This is a genomic window from Ralstonia sp. NFACC01, assembly GCF_900115545.1.
Lineage (GTDB): Bacteria > Pseudomonadota > Gammaproteobacteria > Burkholderiales > Burkholderiaceae > Ralstonia > Ralstonia mojiangensis.
In genome coordinates this window covers 379,368-392,250 of sequence record NZ_FOWV01000006.1, presented here as the reverse complement: position 1 = coordinate 392,250, position 12,883 = coordinate 379,368, and the positions used below count along the sequence as shown (strand labels likewise).

At 63.7% G+C, this 12,883-nt stretch carries 13 protein-coding genes; 2 read left to right on the top strand and 11 right to left on the bottom strand.

What is annotated here, in order from left to right:
* Positions 1–28: 28 nt before the first annotated feature.
* From BM136_RS17970 to BM136_RS17925, 9 genes are all read right to left on the bottom strand, one after another.
* Positions 29–469, bottom strand: a complete 441-nt coding sequence (locus BM136_RS17970; protein WP_092973639.1) for a YchJ family protein — start codon at positions 467–469, stop codon at positions 29–31.
* The gene (locus BM136_RS17965; RefSeq protein WP_092973637.1) at positions 469–1,158 is read right to left on the bottom strand and encodes an HAD family hydrolase; all 690 of its coding nucleotides are present in this window, start codon (positions 1,156–1,158) and stop codon (positions 469–471) included. Before BM136_RS17965 ends, BM136_RS17970 begins: the two co-directional genes overlap by 1 nt.
* 27 nt (positions 1,159–1,185) lie before the next feature.
* Complete coding sequence (locus BM136_RS17960; RefSeq protein WP_092973635.1) at positions 1,186–2,316, bottom strand: acyl-CoA dehydrogenase family protein; 1,131 nt, start codon at positions 2,314–2,316, stop codon at positions 1,186–1,188.
* 10 nt (positions 2,317–2,326) lie between these two features.
* Positions 2,327–3,040: an SDR family oxidoreductase gene (locus BM136_RS17955; RefSeq protein ID WP_092973633.1), complete on the bottom strand. Its 714-nt coding sequence runs from the start codon at positions 3,038–3,040 to the stop codon at positions 2,327–2,329.
* Positions 3,041–3,049: 9 nt separating this feature from the next.
* Entirely contained in the window at positions 3,050–4,246 is a 1,197-nt protein-coding gene (locus tag BM136_RS17950; RefSeq protein ID WP_092973631.1) for an acetyl-CoA C-acetyltransferase, read from the bottom strand.
* Between the two features lie 662 nt (positions 4,247–4,908).
* Positions 4,909–5,589, bottom strand: a complete 681-nt coding sequence (gene can / locus BM136_RS17940; protein ID WP_092973629.1) for a carbonate dehydratase — start codon at positions 5,587–5,589, stop codon at positions 4,909–4,911.
* Between the two features lie 23 nt (positions 5,590–5,612).
* Positions 5,613–7,451: a bifunctional isocitrate dehydrogenase kinase/phosphatase gene (aceK, locus tag BM136_RS17935; protein WP_092973627.1), complete on the bottom strand. Its 1,839-nt coding sequence runs from the start codon at positions 7,449–7,451 to the stop codon at positions 5,613–5,615.
* A gap of 159 nt (positions 7,452–7,610) precedes the next feature.
* Positions 7,611–8,792: an isovaleryl-CoA dehydrogenase gene (locus BM136_RS17930; protein WP_092973625.1), complete on the bottom strand. Its 1,182-nt coding sequence runs from the start codon at positions 8,790–8,792 to the stop codon at positions 7,611–7,613.
* Between the two features lie 176 nt (positions 8,793–8,968).
* A complete protein-coding gene (locus BM136_RS17925) occupies positions 8,969–9,466 on the bottom strand; it encodes a MerR family transcriptional regulator (RefSeq protein WP_092973798.1) in 498 nt (165 codons plus the stop codon).
* A gap of 185 nt (positions 9,467–9,651) precedes the next feature.
* Here BM136_RS17925 and BM136_RS17920 point away from each other — a divergent pair, with 185 nt between their 5' ends.
* Complete coding sequence (locus BM136_RS17920; protein ID WP_092973623.1) at positions 9,652–10,731, top strand: MBL fold metallo-hydrolase; 1,080 nt, start codon at positions 9,652–9,654, stop codon at positions 10,729–10,731.
* 34 nt (positions 10,732–10,765) lie between these two features.
* Positions 10,766–11,152 (top strand): antibiotic biosynthesis monooxygenase family protein, encoded by a 387-nt coding sequence (locus BM136_RS17915; protein WP_092973621.1) that lies wholly within the window; start codon positions 10,766–10,768, stop codon positions 11,150–11,152.
* A gap of 66 nt (positions 11,153–11,218) precedes the next feature.
* Here BM136_RS17915 and BM136_RS17910 read toward each other — a convergent pair whose 3' ends face one another.
* Positions 11,219–12,064, bottom strand: a complete 846-nt coding sequence (locus BM136_RS17910; RefSeq protein ID WP_092973619.1) for a helical backbone metal receptor — start codon at positions 12,062–12,064, stop codon at positions 11,219–11,221.
* Complete coding sequence (locus BM136_RS17905; protein ID WP_092973617.1) at positions 12,061–12,861, bottom strand: SDR family oxidoreductase; 801 nt, start codon at positions 12,859–12,861, stop codon at positions 12,061–12,063. The genes BM136_RS17910 and BM136_RS17905 overlap by 4 nt, the downstream gene beginning before the upstream one ends.
* Positions 12,862–12,883: the final 22 nt, after the last annotated feature.

Here is a 12,883-nt window from a genome sequence, read left to right as displayed (position 1 = left end):
GGCAGCAGTGCAAGAAGGTCGGTGCGGTTCAGTCAGGGAAGGTGCCGTCGACGTACAGCCAACGGCCTTCGGCGGATTCAGCGCCGCTTGCGTCCAGGCGGACGAAGCGGCTGGTTTCGTGCAGGCGATGCGCGCGCCCGCCCACCTTGTAGCGCGCGACGAATTCCACCGTCGCGTGCGTGGCGTCTTGCGGCGTGTGGCGCTTGACGTCCAGGCCGAGCCAGCGCGTGGCGGCGGCCTCGGCTTCGCTGGTTTCCAGGTCGACAGGGCAGGTGGACGGATGCCACGTGCGGCGCAGGTACGCCGTGTCGCCCAGCACATAGGCGCTGTAGCGCGAGCGCATGAGCTGCTCGGCCGTCGCCGGCACGGCGTCGCCCGCATGGAAGGGGCCGCAGCAGCGCGCATAGGCGCCGTTGCCGCAGGGGCAAGCGTCGGCAGGGCCGATGGGCCTGGTTTGTGCGGCTGGCATCAGGCCAACAACTCCGGCAGCTCGCGCATGTCGGTAAACGCGCGCGTCGCACCGGCGGCGATCAGCGGGCCCGGCGCATTGCGGCCGGCGTATGCCAGCACCGTCATGCCGGCAGCGTGCCCTGCGGTGACGCCCGTGGGGCTGTCTTCAATCACCAGGCAACGCGACGGCGATACCCCCAGGCTGCTGGCGGCCAGCAGATACACATCGGGTGCGGGCTTGCTGCGCGCAACCTCGGTAGCCGAGAAGATGCGCACGTCCGTGGGTTGGAAGTGCTCGATCAGCCCGGTGCGGTTGAGCTGCAGCTCAACCTTCGTGCGATCGGCGCCCGAGGCCACCGCCATCGGCAGGCCCAGCCTGGAGAGCACGTCGATGGCGTGCGCGATATGCGGCACGGCTTCCACCTCGGCTTCGAGCAGCGCGTTGCGGCGCGCGTGGAAGGTGGACAACCAGTTCGGCGGCAGCGGTTCGCCGCGCATCTCGGCAATCGCGTCCAGTTCTTCGCGAATGGCCTTGCCGAGGAAGCGCTTGATGGAATCTTCCGGGCTGATGCTGATGCCAAGCTCGGTCAACATCTCCCAGATCAGGCGGTTGACAAGGGGTTCGCTGTCGACCAGCACGCCGTCGCAATCGAAGAGGATCGCGTCAAAGCGCGGGTGGTTCGAAACGGGGGAAGTCACTGCGGTCATGCCTATTGCGTTGAGAGTTGAGACCGCCTACGCCAGCGCGCGGGCGATCAGGATTTTCTGGATATCGCTCGTGCCCTCGTAGATCTGGCACACGCGCACGTCGCGGTAGATGCGCTCCACCGGAAAGTCGTTGACGTAGCCGTAACCGCCGAAGACCTGGATGGCATCGGAGCAGACGCGCTCGGCCATCTCGCTGGCGTTGAGCTTGGCCATGGCCGCCTCTTTCAGGCACGGTAGCCCGGCGTCTTTCAGGCTGGCGGCATGCCAGACCATCTGTCGTGCGACGTCTACGCGCGTGGCCATCTCGGCCAGGCGAAACTGCACGGCCTGATGCGCGAACAGCGGCTGGCCGAAGCTTTCGCGCTCCTTGGCGTACGCCAGCGCGGCCTCGAAAGCCGCACGCGCCATGCCCACGCTCTGCGCGGCAATGCCGATGCGCCCGCCTTCCAGCCCGGACAGCGCCATCTTGTAGCCCGCGCCTTCTTCGCCCAGCAGGCAATCGGCGGGGATGCGGCAGTCTTCAAACACGATCTGCGCCGTGTCGGATGAATGCTGGCCGAGCTTGTCTTCGAGCCGCGCGACGATGTAGCCGGGCGTGTTGGTCGGCACCAGGAACGCGCTGATGCCGCGCTTGCCTGCTGCCTTGTCGGTCACGGCCATGACGATGGCCACGTCGGCATGCTTGCCGCTGGTGATGAACTGCTTCACGCCGTTCAAGACCCAGTGGTCGCCATCGCGCACGGCCGTGGTGCGCAGCGCCGATGCATCGGAGCCGACATGCGGCTCGGTCAGGCAGAACGCGCCAAGCATCTCGCCGCGCGCCAGCGGCGCGAGCCACCGCTGCTTCTGTGCGTCATTCGCAAACGCCATCAGCATGCTGCACACGGGGCAGTTGTTCACGCTGATGACGGTGGAGGTGCCACCGTCGCCGGCAGCAATTTCTTCCAGGATCAGCGCCAGCGACAGGTAGTCGAGCCCCGCGCCGCCTAGTTCTTCCGGCACGGCCACGCCATAAGCGCCCAGCTCGCCCAACTGGCGGTGCACGTCTTTCGGGAACGTCGCTTCGCGGTCCCATGCCGCCGCATGCGGCACGATCGCCTCGCGCACAAAGGTGCGGATGGCGTCGCGAATCATCTCTTGCTCTTGGGTCAGCAGCATCGTTCCGGCCTCACCATTCAATGACGCTGCCGTCGTAGTTGCGGAACCCGCCGTTGTCGGCGCGCGTGGCACCGGCAATCACGCGGCGGATACCGGCCACGCTCTCCTGCGGCGTGATGGCCGCGCCCGCGCCGCCCATGTCCGTCTGTACCCAGCCGGGGTGGAAGGTCAGGCAGGTGGCGTGCTTGGCATCAATCGACACCGCGCGCAGCACGGCATTCACCGCCGCCTTGCTGGCGCGATACAGCCAGCCGCCATTGCCGGCCATGTCGCCGATGCTGCCCATGCGGCTGGAGATGACAGCAAGCACGCCGCCAGGTTCTTCTGCGTCGTTGCGTCCCGCCTCCACCATCGGCAGCACGGCGGGTAGCACGCTCATCGGACCCCACACGTTGGTGTGCATCACGGCATCGAAATCCGCCTGGCTGACGGGCGTGGCGCCCTGCGTGCGCGGGCCGTAGATGCCCGCCACGTAGATCGCCACGTCCAGCGCTTCGCCGTCCAGCTTCCACGCCAGGCCGGCAACGGCATTGGTGTCGGTCAGATCGAGCACGTGCGTTTCCGCGCCCAGCGCCTGCAATTCTTCTGCCGCTTCTTGCGAGCGGACGGTGGCAATCACGCGCCAGCCATCCGCACGGTATTGTTTGACGGTTTCCAGACCGATGCCGCGCGACGCGCCCAGGATGAGCGCGATGCGTGTGCGGCGGGACGTTGCGTTCGTCATGCGCTTGCCTTAGTAGAGTTCGATGCCGACGGCCGTGGCTTCGCCGCCGCCGATGCACAGACTTGCCACGCCGCGCTTGCCGCCGCGGTGTTGCAGGGCGCCCAGCAGCGTCGCGATCAAGCGCGCGCCAGACGCGCCGATCGGATGGCCCAGCGCGCACGCACCGCCGTTCACGTTCACCTTTTCGTGGGGGATATTCAGGTCGTGCATGGCAGCCATCGGCACCACGGCAAACGCCTCGTTGATCTCGAACAGATCGACGTTGCCCGAGTTCCAGTCGAGTTTCTTGAACAGCTTGTCGATGGCCGTGACCGGCGCCGTGGTGAACCAGCCCGGCGCTTGCGCGTGCGTGGTGTGGCCCAGCATCACAGCGAGCGGCGTGATGCCGAGTTGCTTGGCAGTCGATTCGCGCATCATCACCAGCGCAGCCGCGCCATCGTTGATCGACGAAGACGACGCGGCCGTCACCGTGCCGTCTTTCTTGAACGCGGGCTTGAGCGAGGGGATCTTGTCGACCTTGATGCGGCGCGGGCCTTCATCGGTGTCGATAACGGTGTCACCGGCTTTGCTCGACACGGTAACGGGCGTGATCTCCCAGCGGAACGCGCCGGATTCGGTGGCCTCTTGCGCGCGGCGCACGGACGTCATCGCGAAGTGGTCCTGGGCCTCGCGCGTGAAGCCGTACTTCTCGGCACAGTCCTCGCCGAAGGTACCCATGGCGCGGCCCCCGCCTTTTTCGTCACGCTCGTAGGCATCTTCCAGGCCGTCAAGCATCATGTGGTCGTAGATCATGCCGTGACCGATGCGGTAGCCGCCGCGGCCTTTCGGGATCAGGTACGGCGCGTTGGTCATGCTTTCCATGCCGCCCGCAACCACAACATCCAGCGACCCCGCGAGCAGCGCGTCGTACGCATTCATGGCGGCGCGCATGCCCGAACCACACATCTTGTTGACCGTGGTGCAGCCGACTGACAGCGGCAGGCCAGCGCCCAATGCGGCTTGGCGCGCCGGCGCTTGCCCCTGCCCCGCAGGCAGAACGCAGCCCATGATGACTTCTTCAATCTGTTCCGGTTTCAAGCCCGCTCGCTCGACTGCCGCGCGAATGGCGGCGGCGCCGAGTTGCGGAGCGGTGAGGCTGGCGAGTTCGCCCTGGAAGGCGCCCATCGGGGTGCGGGCGGCGGAAGCGATGACGATGCGGTCGGACATTGCTGCAATCTCCTGGAACTGTGCTTGGGACAGGTTCTGCACTTGTGGTGCAGGGGTTGTGTGTCTCTTGCTTTTTGCGTGGGCCTTGGTGGTCCATCTGCGTATCGTCCCCTGCCGGGGCCGACTCACTTTCTTTGTCTTGCCAAAGAAAGTAAGCAAAGAAAGGTGCGCCCGAGATGGCGACCCCTTCCTTGAATTTGTGTAACCGGGCGGAGACGGGAAAAACTCGCTTCGCTCAGACAGTTTCCCGTCTTGCTTCCGCCCGCTTACGAAAATTCAAGGCGCCATCTAGGGCAGGAACGTCAACGGCCAAATCGTTGGTGTGCATGCTCTGTCAGGCCCTTGCTTGTTGCTGTGTTGCCGTTTGCTTCGCTCCGCGTCTTGCCGCGTACCCACTACTGCGTTTGTGCTGCGATGGTGTAGCCGTACCTTGCCCTAGATGGCGCCTTGAATTTCTGTTGCAGGGAGGAAAAAGAGGGGAGGCTGTTTGAGCGCAGCGAGTTTGCCTCTCCTCCCTCCTTGCGACATAAATTCAAGGAATCTTTCGCCATCTCGGGCGCGCCTTTCTTTGCTTACTTTCTTTGGCAAGACAAAGAAAGTGAGTCAGCCCCGGCAGGGGATGAAACAGGGGTGAACCACAACCCAAAAATCCAAGAAAAAAATCAGAACCCCACCGGGCTAGGCGTACTCCCTTCCTTCCCATAATTCAGCCAAGCCTCACCCAGCTGAGCATGCAGTTCCTCATTGGAACTCGCCGCCATTCCCAGATTGCGCAACATCCCGTCCTTCACGCCGTAAATCCAACCGTGAACGGTCAGCGGCTGCCCGCGATCCCATGCGTCCTGCACGATCGTCGTCAGGCACACGTTGTTGACTTGGTGAATCACGTTCAGCTCGCACAGCCGGTCATGCTGATCTTGCTCGCGGACCACCGTACCGAGATACGTTTCGTGTTGCTCGGCCACGTCACGCACGTGACGAATCCAGTTGTCGGCCAGCCCGAAACGTTGCTTCGTCAACGCTGCCTTCACACCCGAGCAGCCGTAGTGGCCCACCACCGTGATGTGCCGGATCTTCAGCACTTCCACCGCAAACTGCAGCACCGACAGACAGTTCAGGTCAGAGTGCACCACCACGTTGGCGATGTTGCGGTGGACAAACACCTCGCCCGGCGGCAGACCGATGATCTGGTTGGCAGGCACGCGCGAATCCGAGCAACCGATCCAGAGGTATTCCGGGTTCTGCTGGTTGGCCAGGTTGGAGAAGAAATCCGGGTCTTCAGCGTGGACGCGCTCGACCCATTTCCGGTTGTTCTCAAACAGTTCTTTGATGCGATGTGGCATGGCTTCCCGTCGTGTTGAAGGGGTTAAGCGGCGGCGCGCTGCTGCACCGTCGTGTTGTCTTGCGCTGCGTTGTCGGGCGCGCTCGCGCCGTAGCGATTGGCGAAGCGTTCCGCTGCGTCATACGCGTAGAAATCGTGCATCTGCCCGGAGAGCAGGCGCTCCTTGTATCCCTGCCACATGGACGCTTCGAAGAAGTCCGCGTGGTGTTTGAGGAAGGCTTCACGCACGCGCGGATCGCCCAGCAGAAACGTGCGGTACGTCTCCGGAAAAATGTCGTGCGGGCCGACGTTGTACCAGACCTCGCCGGACATTTCCTCTTCTTCCGTGCGCGGCTCGGGCACGGTGCGGACGTTGCAGTCGGTGAGGTATTCGATCTCGTCGTAGTCGTAGAAGACCACGCGGCCGTGGCGCGTCACGCCAAAGTTCTTGTACAGCATGTCGCCCGGGAAGATGTTCGCGGCGATGAGTTCCTTGATGGCGTTGCCGTATTCGATGATGCCGTGTTCGACCTGCGCATCGGTGCCTTCCTGCAGCCAGATGTTCAGCGGCGTCATGCGGCGCTCGATGTAGACGTGCCGGATGACGATCTCTTCGCTGCCGTCTTCGCTGCGCTGGTATTCGACCATCGAGGGCGCGTGCTTCTCCAGTTCCTTGATGAGGTCGTCGTCAAAGCGCGAGAGCGGGAAGGACACGTCGGAATACTCCAGCGTATCCGCCATGCGCCCGACGCGGTCGTGGCGCTTCACCAACTGATACTTGCTCTTGATCAGCTCGCGCGTGGTTTCCTTGGGCGGCGGGAAGTAGTCCTTGATGACTTTGAACACGTACGGGTACGACGGCAGCGTGAACACCAGCATCACGAGGCCCTTGATGCCCGGCGCGATGATGAATTTGTCCGACGAATGCTGCAGGTGATGCAGGAAGTCGCGATAGAACAGGTTCTTGCCCTGCTTCTGCAGGCCGAGCGAGGTATAGATTTCGGCGCGCGGCTTGCGCGGCATCAGGTCACGCAGAAAGGTCACGTAGGCGGACGGAATTTCCATGTCCACCATGAAATACGAGTGCGTGAACGAGAACAGGATCAGCAGTTGCTCCTGCCGCAGCAGCACCGTGTCGAGCGAGAGCTGGCCCGCGGCATTGCGCAGCATCGGCACGGCCAGCGGGAATGTCTTGTCGCCGTTGATCACGCGTCCGATGATGTACGCCGCCTTGTTGCGGAAGAACAGCGACGACAGCACATGGATCTGGAAATTCGGCGCGATGCGGAAATCGCCAAAGTGCTCGCCCACCGCGCGCACGACGTAGCCGATATCGCGTTCCAGATCTTCAAACGGCGCGTTGAGCTGGAAGTTGTGGACAATGCGCTCGAAGCAGGGGCCCAGGCCGTCGCGTGTGCCGGGGTAGTAAGCGCGGTACGTCGGCTTGGTGGGCGACTCTTCGTTCTCGATGTACTCCGTCGAGATGGCCGGGCGCACGAAGATGAAATCGTTGTTGAAGTACGAACGATGCAGGATGCGCGTACACACCGAGTTGAAGAAGGTCTCGGCCAATTCCGGCTGGTGATGGTTGGTCAGCAGGCCGATGTAGTGCAGCTTGATCTGGCGCCAGATTTCGTCGTCGATGTTCTCGGCGTCGTATTCGTCTTCGAGGATGACCGACGCTTCGCGCACGCGCTCGTCGTAGTAGGCGATGCGATCGCGCTGCAGTTGCTGCAGGCCGCCCCAGTCCCCGGTCTCAAACGCGGTCTTGGCCTGTACGCTGACCTCGCGGAACAAGCGGTAGTGCTTGTCGAAGCCGTCGAGCATCGTGCGGGCGACGTCAAAGGCGATCTGCGACGAGAGGAGCTTGGGGAAATGGGACATGGCGTGTGCGCGGGGAGGAGCAGGGAAGCGGCAAAACCAGCAAACCAGGCAGACCTAGATTGTATGGTCTTCGGTGCCGTGTTCGCGTCCTGAAACCGTTGCGCCTCCTTATCCGTTTGGCTGATGGCCCCGTGCCACCAGCCCGCCTGCTCCCGCCCGTTACATCGTCTCTGCGTACAGCTCCCGACCGATCAGCATGCGGCGGATTTCCGACGTGCCGGCGCCAATTTCGTACAGCTTGGCGTCGCGCCACAGGCGGCCGACCGGGAATTCGTTGATGTAGCCGTTGCCGCCCAGGATCTGGATGGCTTCGCCGGCCATCCAGGTGGCCTTCTCGGCGGTGTAGAGGATCACGCCAGCGCAGTCCTTGCGCACCTGGCGCACATGGTCGCGGCCCAGCGAGTCAAGGTTCTTGCCCACCGTGTACAGGTACGCGCGGCACGCCTGCAGCGTGGTGTACATGTCGGCCATCTTGCCCTGGATGAGCTGGAATTCGCCAATGCTCTGGCCGAACTGCTTGCGGTCGTGGATGTACGGCGTGACCACGTCCATGCAGGCTTGCATGATGCCGATCGGGCCGCCGGAGAGCACCGCGCGCTCGTAATCCAGACCGCTCATCAGCACCTTGGTGCCGCCGTTTTCCTGGCCGAGGATGTTTTCCACCGGCACTTCCACGTTCTCGAACACCAGCTCGCCGGTGTGCGAGCCGCGCATGCCGAGCTTGTCCAGCTTCTGCGCAACAGAGAAACCCTTCATGCCCTTTTCGACGATGAACGCCGTCATGCCGCGCGCGCCCAGTTCAGGCTCGGTCTTGGCGTAGACGACCAGCACGTCGCAGTCGGGGCCGTTGGTGATCCACATCTTGGTGCCGTTGAGCACGTAGCGGTCGCCTTTCAGCTCCGCACGCAGTTTCATGCTGACGACGTCGGAGCCGGCATTCGGCTCGCTCATCGCGAGGGCACCGACCCATTCGCCCGAAACCAGCTTGGGCAGGTATTTGGCCTTCTGATCCGCCGTGCCGTTGCGGTGGATCTGGTTCACGCACAGGTTCGAGTGCGCGCCATACGACAGGCCCACCGACGCCGATGCGCGGCTGATTTCTTCCATGGCGATCATGTGCGCCAGGTAGCCCATGTTGGCGCCGCCGTATTCCTCGGCCACCGTGATGCCGAGCACGCCCAGCTCGCCCATCTTGCGCCATGCGTCCATCGGGAACTGGTCGGTGCGGTCGATTTCGCCGGCACGCGGTGCCAGTTCACCCTGCGCCCAATCGCGCACAGCCGAACGCAGCATCTCGATGTCTTCGCCCAAGTCGAATTTCAGGCCGGGCAGATCAATCATGGTGGTCTCCTTGGGCGCGGTCCAAGCCGCGTTGTCTCGGGTAAGTGGTCTGGCGCTGTGCGGTGCACGCCGCTTGTGGCGGACGCACCGGTGCCGGAAGGGTGCTTCAAGGTGTTGCGTATTGTATTGACGTTTACGTAAACGTCAATGATCGGCCGTTACGTAGATTTGCGGAATCAGGCGGCCTTGCGTCGCTTGGGCGGCTTGCCCGTGCCGGCCTGCGCATCTTCCAGCAGGCGGCGGCACTGGCGTTCGTGCTGGTCGATCTCGGCCAGTTGGGCGTTCAGGTCTTCCAGTTGCTGCGTAAGCACCGCACGGTGTTGCGCCAGCGACGCCAGGAAGCGCTCCAGCTGCGGCACCGTATCGCGCGGCGATTCATACAGATCCAGGATCTCCTTGATCTCGCCCAGCGACAGGCCGAGCCGCTTGCCGCGCAAGGTCAGCTTCAGGCGAGTGCGCTCGCCGGCCGAATACACCCGGCGACGCCCGCCCGGGCCTTGGCGATCCGGCGCCAGCAGGCCCTGGTCTTCGTAGAAGCGGATGGCGCGCGGCGTGATGTCGAACTCGCGTGCAAGATCGGTGATGGTGAAGCTTGCGTCGGCAAGCTCGCCGGCATCGCCCGATTCAAGATCGGCGGCAAGCGCGGCGGCGGCAGACGGAGTAGAGGCAGACATACGGCGGGGAACGGAGTAACGGCAGAGGTGTGATTGCGCATGCACGCCGGCCAGCGACATTAAGTTTTCGCTTAAGATGGATGACCGGCGGCGAATTGACGTTTACGTTAGCGTCAATGGCGCCAAACCGCAATCGCAGAGACCGCCGCACAGCAGCTCAAGGCGGCGACCGAGACCACATTCCCATGAACGCGCTCGAACACCAACTCGACTATCCCTTTGGCGACACGCTTCCCGAAGGCGGCACGCGGTTTGAAGTCGCCCCCGGCGTCTACTGGCTGCGCATGCCGCTGCCGTTTGCGCTCGATCACATCAACCTCTGGCTGCTGCGTGATCGGCAGGACGGGCAGGACGGCTGGACGATCATCGATTGCGGCATCAACCACGAAGCGATCCGCGGGTATTGGGAAAGCATTTTCACGAACCACCTGGACGGCCTGCCGGTGCTGCGCGTGCTGGTCACGCACTGCCATCCGGACCACGTTGGCCTCTCGAGCTGGCTGTGCGAAGGCGGCGATGAGAAACGCTGGAACGTGCGCCTGTGGATGAGCCTGGGCGACTACGCCTTCGCGCGCATGCTGGTGGGCGGCACCGGCGCATCGAACGCCGGCGGCGAATTTGCCGCGCGCCATTTCGAGCGCCACGGCTTGACGGACCCGACCTCCATCGAAGGCATCCGCAACCGCAAGGATTACTACAGCACGCTCGTGCCCGGCGTGCCGAGCCAGTACCGTCGCCTGATGGATGGCGATGTCGTCGCCATCGGCGCGCACAAGTGGCGTGTCATCACCGGCTTCGGCCACGCGCCCGAGCATGTCGCGCTCTACAGTGAAGATGCCAACGTGCTGATTTCCGGCGACATGGTTTTGCCGCGCATCTCCACCAACGTGAGCGTGTTCGATCTGGAGCCTGAAGCGGATTCGCTCACGCTGTATCTGGATTCGCTGGGCAAGTACGAACCGCTGCCGGCCGACGTGCTGATTCTGCCGTCGCACGGTCGACCGTTCCGCGGGCTGCATACGCGCATCCGGCAACTGCGCGACCACCATGCGGACCGGCTGGCCGAAACGTTGGCTGCGTGCAAGGCCGCGCCGCAATCCGCCCGGGACATCGTCAACGTCATCTTCAAGCGCCAGTTCGATGTGCATCAGATGACCTTCGCGATGGGCGAGGCGCTTGCCCACCTGCACGCGCTGTGGCATCAAGGCGAACTGGTGCGCGAAACCGGCGCGGACGGTATCGTTCGATTCCACGCCGCTGCATAAACTCAACAACCCGTGCCTTTCAACGGAGCCGCCCATGGCTGACCAGCATGACGTTCTCGACGACAGCGCCGTCGTCCTGCCGTTTCCCGCGCAAACGCCGACTGCGCCGTATTACGCGGTGATTTTTTCCTCCACGCGCACCGACGGCGACAACGGCTATGGCGCGATGGCCGACCGCATGGTGGAGTTGGGCCGCAGCATGCCGGGCTTTCTCGGCATCGAATCCGTACGCGATGAGCTGGCCGGCGACCAGGGGCGGCCGGGCATCACCGTGTCGTATTGGTCGTCGCTGGAGGCCATTCGCGAGTGGAAGAACCAGAGTGACCACCTTGCCGCGCAGAAACTGGGGCGCGAGCAATGGTATGCGTCGTACCACCTGCGCATTGCCAAGGTGGAGTACGACTATGGGTTTGTGCGATAACGCATCGCTCCGGCCAACAAAGAACCCGCCAATTGGCGGGTTCTTTTTTGTGCGCCGCTGGAAGGTCTAACGCAGTGTCTTCGCAAATTGCCCCAGGTACCGCACGCCGTCGATCGCGCGGCTGCCGTACCACGACACCATTTCGCCATCGACGAGATAGACCGGTTTGCCGATCTGCTTTTCCAGCGCGTCGACATGCTCTTCGGTAAAGCTGTAAGGCTCGGTGGAAAGCAGCACGCAGTCGATGTTGCGCACGACATCATCGCTCCAGCGGAACGTCGGGTAACGCGTGTCCGGCCGGTTGGGACGAGCGCAATCGCCGCTCTTGTCGGTGCCGCATTGCACGGGCGCAGGGTCGTTCGGCCACGTATGGCAGTTCACGAGCTGGAGCATGCGCGAGATGTACGTGTCGCGCGATACCGTCATCCACGGGTCTTGCCAGATGGCGTACAGCACGCGGTGCGGCAGGAAGTGGCGGCCGCGCAGCGCCTCCAGCTCCTGCGTGAGCGCGTCGGACAGCTTTTGCGCCTGCGCCTCGCGGCGGAAGATGCCGCCCAGCAGTTGGTATAGCGCAAGGTTGTCTTCCGGCGAGCAAGGATGCGTGACGATGATGTGCGGAATGAATTCGCGCAGCTTGTCGACGGTCGGGCGCGTGTTCTCGTCAATGTTGACGATGACGTGCGTGGGCGCCAGCTCGCGCAACTTGTCGAGTTTGACGGTCTTGGTGCCGCCGACCTTCGGTACGTTGCGCACCGCGTCGCGCGGGTGGATGCAGAAGCCGGTGCGGGCAACCAGTTGATCGCCCAGATCGAGCGAGAACAGCAGATCGGTAATCGAAGGGACCAGGCTGGCGATGCGCGGTGTGGTGTCGACAGGGGCGTGCGCGAGGCCAGCCGCATCGGTGTAAGTCATGACGAAATCTCGGGGTTGCGGGGTTTGCGCCCAGCGCGCGCAAACGCAAAGTCATAGAGCCCGAGCGGCAGCACGTGCAGCAGCTTGGCGACGATGCCCATCGGCCATGGCAGCACCGTGAAGCGCACGCCGCGACGGATCGCATTCACGGCTTTCTGCGCGAAGCGGTCCACCGGCATCAGGAAGGGCATCGGATACGGATTGTGTTCGGTCATCGGCGTCTGGATGTAGCCGGGGGCGATCGTCACCACGCGCAAGCCAAGTGGGCCGAACTCCACGCGCAGACTCTCCATCAGCTTGATCACCGCCGATTTGGAGGCGCTGTAGGCCGCCGCACCGGGCAGGCCGCGCACGCCCGCCACGCTGGCAATACCGACCAGCGTGCCGCCGGGCTGCCCGGGTTTGGCGCGTGCCAGCATCGGCGCGACGAACGGCTGGAACGTGTTCAGCACGCCCATCCAGTTGGTGTCCATCACGGCGGCAAAGGCTTTCAGGTCGCCCGGTTCGCGCAAGTCCGTGCCGACCGAGATGCCGGCGTTGGCGATCACCACATCGGGCAGCCCGACCGTGGCGATAAATGCGCTGGCCACCTCGCGCATCGATTCGGCGCTGCGCACGTCGGCGGCGTAGCAATGGCAGCGGCCCTGGAGAGCCGCTGGCAGCGTCTGCACAAACGCATGGAGCGCGTCGACACGCCGCGCGACCAGCCCGATCGTAGCGCCCTGTGCTGCGTACTGACGTGCCAAGGCTTGGCCGATGCCGCTGGAGGCGCCGGTGATGAAGACGATCTCGCTCATGTCGATGTCCTGTTGGTGTGTA